This window comes from Gordonia westfalica, assembly GCF_900105725.1.
Taxonomy (GTDB): Bacteria; Actinomycetota; Actinomycetes; order Mycobacteriales; family Mycobacteriaceae; genus Gordonia; species Gordonia westfalica.
Genome location: NZ_FNLM01000026.1, coordinates 1 through 15,855, shown reverse-complemented (window position 1 = coordinate 15,855; position 15,855 = coordinate 1). Strand labels below are relative to the sequence as shown.

Below are 15,855 nucleotides of genomic sequence, written 5' to 3'. Positions count from 1 at the left end.
CCTCTACTCAGCGCTATCACGTTGGTGACCTGTCGCCCATACACCCTGGATGTGACTGTTCGGTCGCCCGTGAAGTCGGATTGAACGGCGACCGGGTGATCGATCCGGATCTACTCGAGGACACACACAAGCAGGTGCGGGAACTTACCGGCGCCGACAATCGCGCCGCCCACGACTACCAGAAACTTCTCCTGGTCCGCGACCACGGAGATCGGCCCCGTCCTCACATGGCGGGACCAGAACTTCAAAGCCGCCTAGAGCTTCCCTCGCACACCAGTGCGGGGATTTTGAGCGCCGCAACGGCGCACCATCCGACGAAACGTCAGGAGCAACATGCCCGAGGAAACTGCTGCCGCCGAAACGGTTGACCAGCAAGACGACCCGACGCCGAGGTTGAGACCACCGACAGTGAGCCCACGCTCAGTGTGGAGGATCTCATCGCTGAACGCGACAAGTGGAAGTCGCTGTCTCGCGAGAACGAGAAGGGCCGGAAGGCGAACGCCGACAAGGCCCGCAAGTACGACGAACTGCTGGCGCAGAAGGAACGCGACGAGCAGACCTGGCAGGAGCGGGCCGAAAAGCCGAAGCTGCCCTCGCTGCAAACACGAAGCAGCGGGAACGCGACAACCTCGCCAAGAAGATCGTGGAAGGCACCGATGTGCCCGCGGATCTACTCGTCGGTGACACCGAGGAGGAGATGCGCGCCCATCTCGACCGCCTGCAATCGTTCCGCGGACCCAAGCAGACCGTACCGCCCGCTGCCCCGGCATCGGTGGTTGCCAATGCCGATGCGGCGCGGCGAACAAGGTGCAGCAGCTCACTCAGGCAGACCTGAAGAACATGTCCCCAGCCCAGATTCGCGACGCTGACGCCAAAGGCCAGCTCGACGAACTCAAGGGCATCCGAAAGTAAGGAGCCATCATGGCCATCACCCATTTCATTCCCGAACTGTGGGCGGCGAACATCACCCAGGCGTGGGACGCCGAGAAGGTGTTCGCCGCTCTGCTCGACCGCCAGTACGAAGGCGTCGCGACAAAGGGCAACACCGTCCACATCCCCGGTGTCGTCGCACCCGCGATCAAGGACTACAAGGCCAACAACCGCACCACGTCGGCTGACGCCATCACCGACACCGGCGTCGACCTCCTGATCGACCAGGAGAAGAACTTCGACTTCAAGGTCGACGACATCGACGCGCCCAGTCTGCGGCAGCCTGGCCCGTAACGACGCCGCGAAAGGCGCTCGTCGATGACGCGGACAAGTTCATCGCACATGTCGCCGCGCGAGCACCAACCTGTCGGCTCGCTCCGGACACCGGGAACAAGGCATTCGACCTCGTCAAGGCTGCTCGTGTGGCCTGAACAAGAAGAACGCCCCGCTCCGGCGAGTTCTCGTGTGCAACGCCGACTTCGAAGGTCTGCTCCTCGGCGCGATTCGAAGCTCACCAGCTTCGATGTGTCCGGCGACAACAACGGCCTCCGCAACGGCACCATCGGCTCCCTCCTCGGGTTCGTGTGCTGTCGTCGAACAACCTGCCCAACAACTCCACCCCGCTTCGTGGCGTTCCACCCGGAGGCCGCGGCCTACGTGTCGCAGCTCGATAAGGTGGAGGCCCTGCGCGCCGACAACAGCTTCGCCGACCGGCTGCGCGCCTGCACGTGTACGGCGGCAAGGTTGTCCGTCCGGACGGCGTCGTCAAGTTCGGAATGACTTCGGGTAGCTGATCCAGGTGTCTCTTCCTCCCTTGCTGTTCGTGACGACGTGATCGCCGTGGCGCAAAGGGACCTGACCGAACCTGAGCACGCGTCGGTGTATCAACTGTTGGATGCGGCATCGGACCAGTTCGTGCCGCATCCCAACAGCAGTTCACCCCCGGCGAGTCGACGGTGCGGTTGAAGGTGAATGGTGGGCGGGTCCGTCTGGACCAGTTGCCAGTCACAGGGGTGACGTCTGTGACCGATGACGCGGGAAACTCTGTGGACTACACCGAAATGGGATGTGGTTGACCGTCGGATGTGATTCTTCACGGTTCCTCACTGTCACATACTCGCATGGCGGAGAAGTGCCGCCGCGTGTGAAGAATGCGGTCGCCGAAATGGTGATCCGCGCTCTTGTGACGCCGGAGGAAGTGATGGCCGGAGCCCGGTCGCTGACCGACTCCGCAGGTCCGATCTCGCAGACCACTGCATGGTCGGTCCGAGCGCCGAACTCGGGTTTGCAGATGTCCGAGTCGGACCTGAAGTTGGCGGCATCGTTTCGCTGGCAGGGAGGGCAAGTCATTGTCCAGGCACCGTAGGGGAATACCCGCCGTCTTCGACGTAGAACACCTGCCGTTCAACGGAACCGGCGCCGACGACTACGGCAACGATGTCGAGTCCTGGGGCGAACCGGACCCGCGGAAGTTCGTGACGTTCATCGACCCACAAAGCGATGAACTAGATCTCCCGGGCACATCCGGGACTCCGTTGACGTGGGAATCATCGTCCTCCCGATTTCGGTCCGGTGTCACCACGTGACAGGGAAGTCATCGACGGAACTGTCTATGACGTTGTCGGCCAACCCAAGGACTACACCAGGATTCCGTCTCTCACGGGCGGCGGTTGCTACGTCGTAACTCTGAAGGTGGTGAAGTCGTCGTGAGAATCGAGTGGAATCAGAAGGCGTTCAAGGACGTCCGATACGGTCGGACGTCCGACATCATCAGCGAGCTCGAGGGTCATGCTGAGCGCATTGCTGACGATGCGAGCGCTATGGGCGAGGGCACGTACGCGGTGGGTTCACGGGCAGGCATGGCACGTCCCAGGGCCGTTGGCGTGCCTCTGTCGTCACCGCCGACTACAAGGCGCAACGCGACAATGCCCGCAACAACACGATCCTCAGGGCTCTCGGATAACTGATGTCGACACCCACGCTGGCGGCGCTCTCCATCTGCCGAGCGGCGCTGCCTGGAGTGAAGTTCTCCACGACCGTCTCAGAAGACCCTGCCCGATTCGGGAGGGTTTCTCGTATCGGCGGCCACGGGATCGCTCACTGGATCGCGCTCGCATCCTTGTCGAACTGTACGGCTCAACCCCAAGGGCAGCCGGACACGGCGTGGACTGAGCAATCGATCGGAACCATCGCGGACGGATTCCAGGCTGCATCCTCGGGCGGCCCATGGGCAGGCCTGTGGGTAACCGACTGGGTCATGAACAGCCTGGCCGACTATCCCAACCCGGACTATGAAAAGCATTCCCGGTTCCAGTTCACCGGACACTCTTCGTGCTCCGAACCTAAAGTCTCCTAACTGAATAACCCTTTCGCGGCTCCTGGTCACCTCGCCTGAAAGGGGCAAAACAATGGCAGTCGAACACTCTTACGTGGCGCAGTCGCTCGACGGCGGCGTCTACTGGCGGGCACCTCTGGGTACCACGCTTCCCACCGCTCCGGTCGAGTCGCCGGAAGACCTGAACGCCGCGTTCGAGGACCACGGAACCGCGGCGGTCGACGGCCTGTCGGTCGGCATCACCCGCACCTCGAACACCGTCAAGGACTTCGACGGTGGCGACTACGTCGATGTGCAGACCGAGTACGGCACCAGCTTCAAGATCAAGCTGCTCGACGTCGACCTGCCGTCGGTGAAGCGGACCGTCGCAGGTGACGACAACGTCACCCTCATCCCGCTGCCGGCGGCAAGGGCAGCGCTACCACGTCCGCCACAACTCGTCGCAGCTTCCGCTGTCGGCCCACGTGTTCGCCACGAAGTGCGGCAAGAAGTTCAAGACGTACGTCGTGGAGAAGGGCCGCGTCTCGGAGATCGCGGAGTGGAAGGACGAGTCGCAGGACGCGTCGGGCGTGGAGTTGACGATCCGAGCGTTCCGCAACTCCAACGGCGACTACGTCGACGAGTTCGGCGACGTGGACGGCATCGCCGCCACTTCGGGTAGCTGACCCGTCTTGCCCGGGAGGTATCTAGCCTCCCGGGCACACAATCTCGGCCTGGCGAAGGGGTGTCATGTTGTCCCTGACCAGGAGCCGCGTCCTTTTGCCAGGCCGGGGCTGCTCCTGGTTGAAGTTCTATCCCAATGTTGAAAGGTTCCTGGTCAAACCATGTCTGTTCCCGAAGGCTACGCAGTAGCCCCCTCGTCCGACGATCACCTGTTGAAGTTCGCCGTCCCCATCCCCGGGCGCGATCCGGTACTGGTGTCGATGCCGCCGCGCAAGTGGATGGACCCCGCCGAGATCAAGAAGTACCAGGACTGGATCACCCGTTCGGGAAGCGGATGTGAAGATCGCCGAATGGGCGAACAGCCTCAACAGCGCGGAGAAGACGCTGCCGCGCCCGGTCGACGCAGAGGAAACCCTGAAGGGTTTCGAGGAGAAGGAAGTCACCCTCCGGTGGCTCAAGCCGTACGTGTCGGCTGCCGAGTACAAGCTCCTGATGACGAAGATCCCTGAGGGCACCATCCAGTGGATCAAGAAGCAGCTCGAAGATCCTGACATCACAGTGGGGAATCTTCGGCCTCCGCCGACTCCTAGACGAGCACGGGAGGCCATCGAGTACGACCTGATTTCCCGCGGCCTCAGGTTGCGGATCTCGGGAAGCCCTGGTTTTCATGGACTGACCTGCGGGCTATTGTCCGCAGGGCTCGCACAGACCACGCAATGGAGCTGTTCCGGGCATGGAATCCTGACACTTGGCTGTGGTCTGATCCGTCTGTGATGCTCTTGTCGGAGGTGGCGACGATCGTTTCCGACCTCCGATACATGCAGGCGTTGACCACGTTTAACGAAGTGCCTGAGATCTACTTCCCGGCCCGGTATGGGCCGCCTCGGGATGACGCTGCCGAAGCTACCGAGGGCGAAGGTCCCAGCGAGGCTGAGAAGGCTCGGGCGGTCGCGGCGTCGATGCGCTAGATATCACCGGACTTCACTAGTTCGCCGCCGAACTGTCCCGCAATCTGGCCTGCCATGACCGCGTTCTGGTCGAGGCTGATCAGCCAGGTTGGTCCCGTTACGTAGTAGTGGCGATCGCCAGTGATGTCTCCCGTGATGTCAGAGTGCTTTACCGATGCAGCGATTCCCTTCGAGGCGAGGTCTTCTGAGAACCACACACTCAGTCGAGCTTCGGCCGTTGGGTTAGTGGCACGATCCGTGCTCAGCCTTCGGCCCCGAGGTTGCGTCAGTAACCAGGCATGGGAAGCCGGCTGAAGTTAGTCCGGCCGCGAGTTGACTCACTGACGTGTACGCACCTGCGACTGCAGGGGCAGGTGCGGAGGCCGACGATGTCGCAGGAGCCTTACCGGCCTCGGGGCTTCGGTCGCTGCACCCAGAGGCGGCGAGGGCGAATGCGATTACTGGGATGGCAATGCATGCACGTTTCATCTCGACAGGATAAGCCGTCAGTGCGACGACCCGAGATAGAATGGAGCGACCCCGGAGGTGCTACCAACACCAGCCGGGCCTAACCCACTCGCTTGAAGCACCAAGGAGGGCTGCCGTGAAGGCTACCCGAACCCGACGTCCATGTCCGACATGTGGATCACCCATCGACCGAGGTCCCGGACAGCATGCGTACTGCTCCGACGAATGTCGCCCCATCTGCGAGCACCCCACATGCGACCGCCCTACGCGGGCATGCAGACGGTGTGCGACTCGCACCGGTTCAGCTTGATCGCCACGGCGAACTCCGGCCGGACACGTGGTCGAAGGAATGGGTGTGCGTCGTTTGCGGGCAGGTGTCCCGAAGGGTCGGGGCGCGTAAGCACTGCTCGAGGGCTGTCAGCAAACCGACTCTCGATACAACGGGCGTCGCCCAACGACGGCGAAATGTCGGCTATGCGGCAGGACTTCTCCTACAGCGGCGCACCGGGCGAGGCTTCAGCGCACCGACACTCAGTGGTGCCGCACCTGCGGTAGAGAATCCCCGAAGCGCGCCGATATCTGAAGTACGGAATCACCCCGGAGGAGTACGCGGCCGCGATGAATCGGGCTGCGACATCTGCGGCGAGCGCGTGGGGCGCTACATATCGACCATGACCACAGCTGCTGCCCTCCACGGAGTAAGCAGTGGCGAACCTGCGGCAGTGCGTCCGCGGATTCCTCTGCGGATCGTGCAACGCGGATTGGGCCTACTGAAGGATGACCGAACGTGCTGCGAAGCGCGATCGAGTACCTCGGTCGAAAGGCTAGAAACAGCGCATACATACGGACTCAACGAACACCCTAAGGCATGAGCTCTGGGTGTTCGTCATTTCTGGCGGCAAGCAAAGGGGTGCAGCGTGGCACGGGCTAGGGGCCATCGGAGGCTAGGCCGTGGTTGACCTACGTATTTCCTCGTTGCAAGACTGGGAGGGGGTGCCGTAGTGTTGAGAGATGGGGAGGATACGGCTCGTTCTGGAACGATGGTAGGAACACCTAGCTCCGTGCCACGCTGCCACCCCTTTGCTTGCCGCCAGAAATGACGAACACCCCAGAGGCTCATGGCCTTAGGGTGTTCGTTGAGTCGTATGTATGCGCTGTTTCTAGGCCTTTCGACCGAGGTACTCGATCGCGCTTCGCAGCACGTTCGGGTCATCCTTCAGTAGGCCCAATCCGCGGTTGCACGATCCGCAGAGGAATCCGCGGACGCACTGCCCGCAGGTTCGCCACTGCTTACTCCGTGGAGGGCAGCAGCTGTGGTCATGGTCGATATGTAGCGCCCCCACGCGCTCGCCGCAGATGTCGCAGCCCCGATTCATCGCGGCCGCGTACTCCTCCGGGTGATTCCGTACTTCAGATATCGGCGCGCTTCGGGGATTCTCTACCGCAGGTGCGGCACCACTGAGTGTCGGTGCGCTGAAGCCTCGCCCCGGTGCGCCGCTGTAGGGAGAAGTCCTGCCCGCATAGCCGACATTTCGCCGTCGTTGGGCGACGCCCGTTGTATCGAGAGTCGGTTTGCTGACAGCCCCTCGAGCAGTGCTTACGGCGCCCCGACCCCTTCGGGACACCTGCCCCGCAAACGACGCACACCCATTCCTTCGACCACGTGTCCGGCCGGAGTTCGCCGTGGCGATCAAGCTGAACCCGGTGCGAGTCGCACACCGTCTGCATGCCCCGCGTAGGGCGGTCGCATGTGGGGTGCTCGCAGATGGGGCGACATTCGTCGGAGCAGTACGCATGCTGTCCGGGACCTCGGTCGATGGGTGATCCACATGTCGGACATGGACGTCGGGTTCGGGTAGCCTTCACGGCAGCCCCTCCTTGGTGCTTCAAGCGAGTGGGTTAGGCCCCGGCTGGTGTTGGTAGCACCTCCGGGGTCGCTCCATTCTATCTCGGGTCGTCGCACTGACGGCTTATCCTGTCGAGATGAAACGTGCATGCATTGCCATCCCAGTAATCGCATTCGCCCTCGCCGCCTCTGGGTGCAGCGACCGAAGCCCCGAGGCCGGTAAGGCTCCTGCGACATCGTCGGCCTCCGCACCTGCCCTGCAGTCGCAGGTGCGTACACGTCAGTGAGTCAACTCGCGGCCGGACTAACTTCAGCCGGCTTCCCATGCCTGGTTACTGACGCAACCTCGGGCCGAAGGCTGAGCACGGATCGTGCCCACTAACCCCAACGGCCGAAGCTCGACTGAGTGTGTGGTTCTCAGAAGACCTCGCCTCGAAGGGAATCGCTGCATCGGTAAAGCACTCTGACATCACGGGAGACATCACTGGCGATCGCCACTACTACGTAACGGGACCAACCTGGCTGATCAGCCTCGACCAGAACGCGGTCATGGCAGGCCAGATTGCGGGACAGTTCGGCGGCGAACTAGTGAAGTCCGGTGATATCTAGCGCATCGACGCCGCGACCGCCCGAGCCTTCTCAGCCTCGCTGGGACCTTCGCCCTCGGTAGCTTCGGCAGCGTCATCCCGAGGCGGCCCATACCGGGCCGGGAAGTAGATCTCAGGCACTTCGTTAAACGTGGTCAACGCCTGCATGTATCGGAGGTCGGAAACGATCGTCGCCACCTCCGACAAGAGCATCACAGACGGATCAGACCACAGCCAAGTGTCAGGATTCCATGCCCGGAACAGCTCCATTGCGTGGTCTGTGCGAGCCCTGCGGACAATAGCCCGCAGGTCAGTCCATGAAAACCAGGGCTTCCCGAGATCCCGCAACCTGAGGCCGCGGGAAATCAGGTCGTACTCGATGGCCTCCCCGTGCTCGTCTAGGAGTCGGCGGAGGCCGAAGATTCCCCCACTGTGATGTCAGGATCTTCGAGCTGCTTCTTGATCCACTGGATGGTGCCCTCAGGGATCTTCGTCATCAGGAGCTTGTACTCGGCAGCCGACACGTACGGCTTGAGCCACCGGAGGGTGACTTCCTTCTCCTCGAAACCCTTCAGGGTTTCCTCTGCGTCGACCGGGCGCGGCAGCGTCTTCTCCGCGCTGTTGAGGCTGTTCGCCCATTCGGCGATCTTCACATCCGCTTCCCCGAACGGGGTGATCCAGTCCTGGTACTTCTTGATCTCGGCGGGGTCCATCCACTTGCGCGGCGGCATCGACACCAGTACCGGATCGCGCCCGGGGATGGGGACGGCGAACTTCAACAGGTGATCGTCGGACGAGGGGGCTACTGCGTAGCCTTCGGGAACAGACATGGTTTGACCAGGAACCTTTCAACATTGGGATAGAACTTCAACCAGGAGCAGCCCCGGCCTGGCAAAAGGACGCGGCTCCTGGTCAGGGACAACATGACACCCCTTCGCCAGGCCGAGATTGTGTGCCCGGGGAGGCTAGATACCTCCCCGGGCAAGACGGGTCAGCTACCCGAAGTGGCGGCGATGCCGTCCACGTCGCCGAACTCGTCGACGTAGTCGCCGTTGGAGTTGCGGAACGCTCGGATCGTCAACTCCACGCCCGACGCGTCCTGCGACTCGTCCTTCCACTCCGCGATCTCCGAGACGCGGCCCTTCTCCACGACGTACGTCTTGAACTTCTTGCCGCACTTCGTGGCGAACACGTGGGCCGACAGCGGAAGCTGCGACGAGTTGTGGCGGACGTGGTAGCGCTGCCCCTTGCCGCCGGCAGCGGGGATGAGGGTGACGTTGTCGTCACCTGCGACGGTCCGCTTCACCGACGGCAGGTCGACGTCGAGCAGCTTGATCTTGAAGCTGGTGCCGTACTCGGTCTGCACATCGACGTAGTCGCCACCGTCGAAGTCCTTGACGGTGTTCGAGGTGCGGGTGATGCCGACCGACAGGCCGTCGACCGCCGCGGTTCCGTGGTCCTCGAACGCGGCGTTCAGGTCTTCCGGCGACTCGACCGGAGCGGTGGGAAGCGTGGTACCCAGAGGTGCCCGCCAGTAGACGCCGCCGTCGAGCGACTGCGCCACGTAAGAGTGTTCGACTGCCATTGTTTTGCCCCTTTCAGGCGAGGTGACCAGGAGCCGCGAAAGGGTTATTCAGTTAGGAGACTTTAGGTTCGGAGCACGAAGAGTGTCCCGGTGAACTGGAACCGGGAATGCTTTTCATAGTCCGGGTTGGGATAGTCGGCCAGGCTGTTCATGACCCAGTCGGTTACCCACAGGCCTGCCCATGGGCCGCCCGAGGATGCAGCCTGGAATCCGTCCGCGATGGTTCCGATCGATTGCTCAGTCCACGCCGTGTCCGGGCTGCCCTTGGGGGTTGAGCCGTACAGTTCGACAAGGATGCGAGCGCGATCCAGTGAGCGATCCCGTGGGCCGCCGATACGAGAAACCCTCCCGAATCGGGCAGGGTCTTCTGAGACGGTCGTGGAGAACTTCACTCCAGGCAGCGCCGCTCGGCAGATGGAGAGCGCCGCCAGCGTGGGTGTCGACATCAGTTATCCGAGAGCCCTGAGGATCGTGTTGTTGCGGGCATTGTCGCGTTGCGCCTTGTAGTCGGCGGTGACGACAGAGGCACGCCAACGGCCCTGGGGACGTGCCATGCCTGCCCGTGAACCCACCGCGTACGTGCCCTCGCCCATAGCGCTCGCATCGTCAGCAATGCGCTCAGCATGACCCTCGAGCTCGCTGATGATGTCGGACGTCCGACCGTATCGGACGTCCTTGAACGCCTTCTGATTCCACTCGATTCTCACGACGACTTCACCACCTTCAGAGTTACGACGTAGCAACCGCCGCCCGTGAGAGACGGAATCCTGGTGTAGTCCTTGGGTTGGCCGACAACGTCATAGACAGTTCCGTCGATGACTTCCCTGTCACGTGGTGACACCGGACCGAAATCGGGGAGGACGATGATTCCCACGTCAACGGAGTCCCGGATGTGCCCCGGGAGATCTAGTTCATCGCTTTGTGGGTCGATGAACGTCACGAACTTCCGCGGGTCCGGTTCGCCCCAGGACTCGACATCGTTGCCGTAGTCGTCGGCGCCGGTTCCGTTGAACGGCAGGTGTTCTACGTCGAAGACGGCGGGTATTCCCCTACGGTGCCTGGACAATGACTTGCCCTCCCTGCCAGCGAAACGATGCCGCCAACTTCAGGTCCGACTCGGACATCTGCAAACCCGAGTTCGGCGCTCGGACCGACCATGCAGTGGTCTGCGAGATCGGACCTGCGGAGTCGGTCAGCGACCGGGCTCCGGCCATCACTTCCTCCGGCGTCACAAGAGCGCGGATCACCATTTCGGCGACCGCATTCTTCACACGCGGCGGCACTTCTCCGCCATGCGAGTATGTGACAGTGAGGAACCGTGAAGAATCACATCCGACGGTCAACCACATCCCATTTCGGGTGTAGTCCACAGAGTTTCCCGCGTCATCGGTCACAGACGTCACCCCTGTGACTGGCAACTGGTCCAGACGGACCCGCCCACCATTCACCTTCAACCGCACCGTCGACTCGCCGGGGGTGAACTGCTGTTGGGATGCGGCACGGAACTGGTCCGATGCCGCATCCAACAGTTGATACACCGACGCGTGCTCAGGTTCGGTCAGGTCCCTTTGCGCCACGGCGATCACGTCGTCACGAACAGCAAGGGGAGGAAGAGACACCTGGATCAGCTACCCGAAGTCATTCCGAACTTGACGACGCCGTCCGGACGGACAACCTTGCCGCCGTACACGTGCAGGCCGCGCAGCCGGTCGGCGAAGCTGTTGTCGGCGCGCAGGGCCTCCACCTTATCGAGCTGCGACACGTAGGCCGCGGCCTCCGGGTGGAACGCCACGAAGCCGGGGGTGGAGTTGTTGGGCAGGTTGTTCGACGACAGCACACGGAACCCGAGGAGGGAGCCGATGGTGCCGTTGCGGAGGCCGTTGTTGTCGCCGGACACATCGAAGCTGGTGAGCTTCGAATCCGCGCCGAGGAGCAGACCTTCGAAGTCGGCGTTGCACACGAGAACTCGGCCGGAGGCGGGGGCGTTCTTCTTGTTCAGGGCCACACGAGCAGCCTTGACGAGGTCGAATGCCTTGTTCCCGGTGTCCGGAGCGGAGCCCGACAGGTTGGTGGCTCGGCGGCGAGCATGGTGGCGATGAACTTGTCCGCGTCATCGACGAGCGCCTTTCCGGCGGCGTCGGTGTACGGGGCCAGGCTGCCCGCAGACTGGGCGGCGTCGATGTCGTCGACCTTGAAGTCGAAGTTCTTCTCCTGGTCGATCAGGAGGTCGACGCCGGTGTCGGTGATGGCGTCAGCCGACGTGGTGCGGTTGTTGGCCTTGTAGTCCTTGATCGCGGGTGCGACGACACCGGGGATGTGGACGGTGTTGCCCTTTGTCGCGACGCCTTCGTACTGGCGGTCGAGCAGAGCGGCGAACACTTCTCGGCGTCCACGCCTGGGTGATGTTCGCCGCCACAGTTCGGGAATGAAATGGGTGATGGCATGATGGTCCTTACTTTCGATGCCCTTGATTCGTCCTTTGCGTCAGCGTCTCTGACTTTGTGAATTCGAAGATTCAAATCGTTCGGTGCCAATGTCAGCAGCTCACTCAGGCAGACCTGAAGAACATGTCCCAGAGATCGCGACGCTGACGCCAAAGGCAGTCGACGAACTCAAGGGCATCCGAAAGTAAGGACCATCATGGCCATCACCCATTTCATTCCCGAACTGTGGGCGGCGAACATCACCAGGCGTGGGACGCCGAGAAGGTGTTCGCCGCTCTGCTCGACCGCCAGTACGAAGGCGTCGCGACAAAGGGCAACACCGTCCACATCCCCGGTGTCGTCGCACCCGCGATCAAGGACTACAAGGCCAACAACCGCACCACGTCGGCTGACGCCATCACCGACACCGGCGTCGACCTCCTGATCGACCAGGAGAAGAACTTCGACTTCAAGGTCGACGACATCGACGCCGCCCAGTCTGCGGGCAGCCTGCCCCGTACACCGACGCCGCCGGAAAGGCGCTCGTCGATGACGCGGACAAGTTCATCGCCACCATGCTCGCCGCCGGAGCCACCAACCTGTCGGGCTCCGCTCCGGACACCGGGAACAAGGCATTCGACCTCGTCAAGGCTGCTCGTGTGGCCCTGAACAAGAAGAACGCCCCCGCCTCCGGCCGAGTTCTCGTGTGCAACGCCGACTTCGAAGGTCTGCTCCTCGGCGCGGATTCGAAGCTCACCAGCTTCGATGTGTCCGGCGACAACAACGGCCTCCGCAACGGCACCATCGGCTCCCTCCTCGGGTTCCGTGTGCTGTCGTCGAACAACCTGCCCAACAACTCCACCCCCGGCTTCGTGGCGTTCCACCCGGAGGCCGCGGCCTACGTGTCGCAGCTCGATAAGGTGGAGGCCCTGCGCGCCGACAACAGCTTCGCCGACCGGCTGCGCGGCCTGCACGTGTACGGCGGCAAGGTTGTCCGTCCGGACGGCGTCGTCAAGTTCGGAATGACTTCGGGTAGCTGATCCAGGTGTCTCTTCCTCCCCTTGCTGTTCGTGACGACGTGATCGCCGTGGCGCAAAGGGACCTGACCGAACCTGAGCACGCGTCGGTGTATCAACTGTTGGATGCGGCATCGGACCAGTTCCGTGCCGCATCCCAACAGCAGTTCACCCCCGGCGAGTCGACGGTGCGGTTGAAGGTGAATGGTGGGCGGGTCCGTCTGGACCAGTTGCCAGTCACAGGGGTGACGTCTGTGACCGATGACGCGGGAAACTCTGTGGACTACACCCGAAATGGGATGTGGTTGACCGTCGGATGTGATTCTTCACGGTTCCTCACTGTCACATACTCGCATGGCGGAGAAGTGCCGCCGCGTGTGAAGAATGCGGTCGCCGAAATGGTGATCCGCGCTCTTGTGACGCCGGAGGAAGTGATGGCCGGAGCCCGGTCGCTGACCGACTCCGCAGGTCCGATCTCGCAGACCACTGCATGGTCGGTCCGAGCGCCGAACTCGGGTTTGCAGATGTCCGAGTCGGACCTGAAGTTGGCGGCATCGTTTCGCTGGCAGGGAGGGCAAGTCATTGTCCAGGCACCGTAGGGGAATACCCGCCGTCTTCGACGTAGAACACCTGCCGTTCAACGGAACCGGCGCCGACGACTACGGCAACGATGTCGAGTCCTGGGGCGAACCGGACCCGCGGAAGTTCGTGACGTTCATCGACCCACAAAGCGATGAACTAGATCTCCCGGGGCACATCCGGGACTCCGTTGACGTGGGAATCATCGTCCTCCCCGATTTCGGTCCGGTGTCACCACGTGACAGGGAAGTCATCGACGGAACTGTCTATGACGTTGTCGGCCAACCCAAGGACTACACCAGGATTCCGTCTCTCACGGGCGGCGGTTGCTACGTCGTAACTCTGAAGGTGGTGAAGTCGTCGTGAGAATCGAGTGGAATCAGAAGGCGTTCAAGGACGTCCGATACGGTCGGACGTCCGACATCATCAGCGAGCTCGAGGGTCATGCTGAGCGCATTGCTGACGATGCGAGCGCTATGGGCGAGGGCACGTACGCGGTGGGTTCACGGGCAGGCATGGCACGTCCCCAGGGCCGTTGGCGTGCCTCTGTCGTCACCGCCGACTACAAGGCGCAACGCGACAATGCCCGCAACAACACGATCCTCAGGGCTCTCGGATAACTGATGTCGACACCCACGCTGGCGGCGCTCTCCATCTGCCGAGCGGCGCTGCCTGGAGTGAAGTTCTCCACGACCGTCTCAGAAGACCCTGCCCGATTCGGGAGGGTTTCTCGTATCGGCGGCCCACGGGATCGCTCACTGGATCGCGCTCGCATCCTTGTCGAACTGTACGGCTCAACCCCCAAGGGCAGCCCGGACACGGCGTGGACTGAGCAATCGATCGGAACCATCGCGGACGGATTCCAGGCTGCATCCTCGGGCGGCCCATGGGCAGGCCTGTGGGTAACCGACTGGGTCATGAACAGCCTGGCCGACTATCCCAACCCGGACTATGAAAAGCATTCCCGGTTCCAGTTCACCGGGACACTCTTCGTGCTCCGAACCTAAAGTCTCCTAACTGAATAACCCTTTCGCGGCTCCTGGTCACCTCGCCTGAAAGGGGCAAAACAATGGCAGTCGAACACTCTTACGTGGCGCAGTCGCTCGACGGCGGCGTCTACTGGCGGGCACCTCTGGGTACCACGCTTCCCACCGCTCCGGTCGAGTCGCCGGAAGACCTGAACGCCGCGTTCGAGGACCACGGAACCGCGGCGGTCGACGGCCTGTCGGTCGGCATCACCCGCACCTCGAACACCGTCAAGGACTTCGACGGTGGCGACTACGTCGATGTGCAGACCGAGTACGGCACCAGCTTCAAGATCAAGCTGCTCGACGTCGACCTGCCGTCGGTGAAGCGGACCGTCGCAGGTGACGACAACGTCACCCTCATCCCCGCTGCCGGCGGCAAGGGGCAGCGCTACCACGTCCGCCACAACTCGTCGCAGCTTCCGCTGTCGGCCCACGTGTTCGCCACGAAGTGCGGCAAGAAGTTCAAGACGTACGTCGTGGAGAAGGGCCGCGTCTCGGAGATCGCGGAGTGGAAGGACGAGTCGCAGGACGCGTCGGGCGTGGAGTTGACGATCCGAGCGTTCCGCAACTCCAACGGCGACTACGTCGACGAGTTCGGCGACGTGGACGGCATCGCCGCCACTTCGGGTAGCTGACCCGTCTTGCCCGGGGAGGTATCTAGCCTCCCGGGCACACAATCTCGGCCTGGCGAAGGGGTGTCATGTTGTCCCTGACCAGGAGCCGCGTCCTTTTGCCAGGCCGGGGCTGCTCCTGGTTGAAGTTCTATCCCAATGTTGAAAGGTTCCTGGTCAAACCATGTCTGTTCCCGAAGGCTACGCAGTAGCCCCCTCGTCCGACGATCACCTGTTGAAGTTCGCCGTCCCCATCCCCGGGCGCGATCCGGTACTGGTGTCGATGCCGCCGCGCAAGTGGATGGACCCCGCCGAGATCAAGAAGTACCAGGACTGGATCACCCCGTTCGGGGAAGCGGATGTGAAGATCGCCGAATGGGCGAACAGCCTCAACAGCGCGGAGAAGACGCTGCCGCGCCCGGTCGACGCAGAGGAAACCCTGAAGGGTTTCGAGGAGAAGGAAGTCACCCTCCGGTGGCTCAAGCCGTACGTGTCGGCTGCCGAGTACAAGCTCCTGATGACGAAGATCCCTGAGGGCACCATCCAGTGGATCAAGAAGCAGCTCGAAGATCCTGACATCACAGTGGGGGAATCTTCGGCCTCCGCCGACTCCTAGACGAGCACGGGGAGGCCATCGAGTACGACCTGATTTCCCGCGGCCTCAGGTTGCGGGATCTCGGGAAGCCCTGGTTTTCATGGACTGACCTGCGGGCTATTGTCCGCAGGGCTCGCACAGACCACGCAATGGAGCTGTTCCGGGCATGGAATCCTGACACTTGGCTGTGGTCTGATCCGTCTGTGATGCTCTTGTCGGAGGTGGCGACGATCGTTTCCGAC

Annotated in this window: 27 protein-coding genes; 17 read left to right on the top strand and 10 right to left on the bottom strand. The window is 62.4% G+C overall.

The window, feature by feature from the left end; genetic code table 11:
• From BLU62_RS33175 to BLU62_RS03675, 8 genes are all read left to right on the top strand, one after another.
• On the top strand, positions 1-368 hold a 368-nt coding region (locus BLU62_RS33175; protein WP_208863596.1), incomplete at its 5' end, for a hypothetical protein.
• 275 nt (positions 369-643) lie between these two features.
• A complete protein-coding gene (locus tag BLU62_RS32390) occupies positions 644-835 on the top strand; it encodes a hypothetical protein (protein ID WP_139179980.1) in 192 nt (63 codons plus the stop codon).
• Positions 836-921: 86 nt separating this feature from the next.
• Positions 922-1,224, top strand: a complete 303-nt coding sequence (locus BLU62_RS33630) for a hypothetical protein (RefSeq protein ID WP_244278055.1) — start codon at positions 922-924, stop codon at positions 1,222-1,224.
• A 231-nt stretch (positions 1,225-1,455) separates the two neighbouring features.
• The gene (locus BLU62_RS33625; protein WP_244278054.1) at positions 1,456-1,710 is read left to right on the top strand and encodes a hypothetical protein; all 255 of its coding nucleotides are present in this window, start codon (positions 1,456-1,458) and stop codon (positions 1,708-1,710) included.
• Between the two features lie 286 nt (positions 1,711-1,996).
• On the top strand, positions 1,997-2,296 hold the full coding sequence (locus BLU62_RS03685; protein ID WP_074848313.1) for a hypothetical protein: 300 nt from the start codon (positions 1,997-1,999) through the stop codon (positions 2,294-2,296).
• Positions 2,280-2,516: a hypothetical protein gene (locus tag BLU62_RS32385; protein ID WP_139179979.1), complete on the top strand. Its 237-nt coding sequence runs from the start codon at positions 2,280-2,282 to the stop codon at positions 2,514-2,516. The genes BLU62_RS03685 and BLU62_RS32385 overlap by 17 nt, the downstream gene beginning before the upstream one ends.
• Before the next feature lie 822 nt (positions 2,517-3,338).
• Positions 3,339-3,926 carry a hypothetical protein gene (locus BLU62_RS32380; protein ID WP_139179978.1) on the top strand — a complete coding sequence of 196 codons (588 nt, stop codon included), beginning with the start codon at positions 3,339-3,341 and terminating at the stop codon, positions 3,924-3,926.
• A 338-nt stretch (positions 3,927-4,264) separates the two neighbouring features.
• A complete protein-coding gene (locus tag BLU62_RS03675) occupies positions 4,265-4,702 on the top strand; it encodes a hypothetical protein (RefSeq protein WP_074848311.1) in 438 nt (145 codons plus the stop codon).
• 190 nt (positions 4,703-4,892) lie between these two features.
• Here the strand turns inward: BLU62_RS03675 and BLU62_RS03665 are convergent, their stop codons facing one another.
• Both BLU62_RS03665 and BLU62_RS34805 read right to left on the bottom strand, forming a co-directional pair.
• On the bottom strand, positions 4,893-5,093 hold the full coding sequence (locus BLU62_RS03665) for a hypothetical protein (RefSeq protein ID WP_074847866.1): 201 nt from the start codon (positions 5,091-5,093) through the stop codon (positions 4,893-4,895).
• 1,410 nt (positions 5,094-6,503) lie between these two features.
• Positions 6,504-6,719 (bottom strand): endonuclease domain-containing protein, encoded by a 216-nt coding sequence (locus BLU62_RS34805; RefSeq protein ID WP_074848309.1) that lies wholly within the window; start codon positions 6,717-6,719, stop codon positions 6,504-6,506.
• 878 nt (positions 6,720-7,597) lie between these two features.
• Between BLU62_RS34805 and BLU62_RS03655 the strand changes: the two genes are divergently transcribed.
• Entirely contained in the window at positions 7,598-7,798 is a 201-nt protein-coding gene (locus BLU62_RS03655) for a hypothetical protein (RefSeq protein WP_074847866.1), read from the top strand.
• A gap of 376 nt (positions 7,799-8,174) precedes the next feature.
• Here BLU62_RS03655 and BLU62_RS03645 read toward each other — a convergent pair whose 3' ends face one another.
• The 8 genes from BLU62_RS03645 to BLU62_RS33615 form a co-directional block, all read right to left on the bottom strand.
• Positions 8,175-8,606, bottom strand: coding sequence for a hypothetical protein (locus BLU62_RS03645; RefSeq protein WP_074848129.1), 432 nt, complete (start codon positions 8,604-8,606; stop codon positions 8,175-8,177).
• Between the two features lie 161 nt (positions 8,607-8,767).
• Entirely contained in the window at positions 8,768-9,361 is a 594-nt protein-coding gene (locus BLU62_RS03640) for a hypothetical protein (protein WP_139179902.1), read from the bottom strand.
• 62 nt (positions 9,362-9,423) lie between these two features.
• Positions 9,424-9,807 (bottom strand): hypothetical protein, encoded by a 384-nt coding sequence (locus tag BLU62_RS32375; protein ID WP_139179903.1) that lies wholly within the window; start codon positions 9,805-9,807, stop codon positions 9,424-9,426.
• A 3-nt stretch (positions 9,808-9,810) separates the two neighbouring features.
• The gene (locus BLU62_RS03635) at positions 9,811-10,068 is read right to left on the bottom strand and encodes a hypothetical protein (RefSeq protein ID WP_074847893.1); all 258 of its coding nucleotides are present in this window, start codon (positions 10,066-10,068) and stop codon (positions 9,811-9,813) included.
• Positions 10,065-10,427 carry a hypothetical protein gene (locus BLU62_RS03630; RefSeq protein WP_074848204.1) on the bottom strand — a complete coding sequence of 121 codons (363 nt, stop codon included), beginning with the start codon at positions 10,425-10,427 and terminating at the stop codon, positions 10,065-10,067. The genes BLU62_RS03635 and BLU62_RS03630 overlap by 4 nt, the downstream gene beginning before the upstream one ends.
• A complete protein-coding gene (locus tag BLU62_RS03625; RefSeq protein WP_139179952.1) occupies positions 10,411-10,980 on the bottom strand; it encodes a hypothetical protein in 570 nt (189 codons plus the stop codon). The genes BLU62_RS03630 and BLU62_RS03625 overlap by 17 nt, the downstream gene beginning before the upstream one ends.
• Before the next feature lie 5 nt (positions 10,981-10,985).
• Positions 10,986-11,366 carry a phage capsid protein gene (locus tag BLU62_RS33620; protein WP_244278053.1) on the bottom strand — a complete coding sequence of 127 codons (381 nt, stop codon included), beginning with the start codon at positions 11,364-11,366 and terminating at the stop codon, positions 10,986-10,988.
• Positions 11,357-11,740, bottom strand: coding sequence for a hypothetical protein (locus tag BLU62_RS33615; protein ID WP_244278052.1), 384 nt, complete (start codon positions 11,738-11,740; stop codon positions 11,357-11,359). The genes BLU62_RS33620 and BLU62_RS33615 overlap by 10 nt, the downstream gene beginning before the upstream one ends.
• Positions 11,741-12,030: 290 nt before the next feature.
• On the opposite strand from BLU62_RS33615, the gene BLU62_RS33610 reads away from it, so the two are divergent.
• The 8 genes from BLU62_RS33610 to BLU62_RS03590 all read left to right on the top strand — a co-directional run bounded on the left by BLU62_RS33610 (position 12,031) and on the right by BLU62_RS03590 (position 15,634).
• Positions 12,031-12,453: a hypothetical protein gene (locus BLU62_RS33610; RefSeq protein ID WP_244278051.1), complete on the top strand. Its 423-nt coding sequence runs from the start codon at positions 12,031-12,033 to the stop codon at positions 12,451-12,453.
• On the top strand, positions 12,360-12,824 hold the full coding sequence (locus tag BLU62_RS33605) for a phage capsid protein (protein ID WP_244278050.1): 465 nt from the start codon (positions 12,360-12,362) through the stop codon (positions 12,822-12,824). Before BLU62_RS33610 ends, BLU62_RS33605 begins: the two co-directional genes overlap by 94 nt.
• Before the next feature lie 5 nt (positions 12,825-12,829).
• Positions 12,830-13,399, top strand: a complete 570-nt coding sequence (locus tag BLU62_RS03610; protein WP_139179952.1) for a hypothetical protein — start codon at positions 12,830-12,832, stop codon at positions 13,397-13,399.
• The gene (locus BLU62_RS03605) at positions 13,383-13,745 is read left to right on the top strand and encodes a hypothetical protein (RefSeq protein WP_074848204.1); all 363 of its coding nucleotides are present in this window, start codon (positions 13,383-13,385) and stop codon (positions 13,743-13,745) included. The genes BLU62_RS03610 and BLU62_RS03605 overlap by 17 nt, the downstream gene beginning before the upstream one ends.
• Complete coding sequence (locus tag BLU62_RS03600; protein ID WP_074847893.1) at positions 13,742-13,999, top strand: hypothetical protein; 258 nt, start codon at positions 13,742-13,744, stop codon at positions 13,997-13,999. The genes BLU62_RS03605 and BLU62_RS03600 overlap by 4 nt, the downstream gene beginning before the upstream one ends.
• Positions 14,000-14,002: 3 nt before the next feature.
• Complete coding sequence (locus BLU62_RS32370) at positions 14,003-14,386, top strand: hypothetical protein (RefSeq protein ID WP_139179903.1); 384 nt, start codon at positions 14,003-14,005, stop codon at positions 14,384-14,386.
• Positions 14,387-14,448: 62 nt separating this feature from the next.
• Entirely contained in the window at positions 14,449-15,042 is a 594-nt protein-coding gene (locus BLU62_RS03595) for a hypothetical protein (protein ID WP_139179902.1), read from the top strand.
• A 160-nt stretch (positions 15,043-15,202) separates the two neighbouring features.
• The gene (locus BLU62_RS03590) at positions 15,203-15,634 is read left to right on the top strand and encodes a hypothetical protein (protein WP_074848129.1); all 432 of its coding nucleotides are present in this window, start codon (positions 15,203-15,205) and stop codon (positions 15,632-15,634) included.
• Positions 15,635-15,855 lie beyond the last annotated feature (221 nt).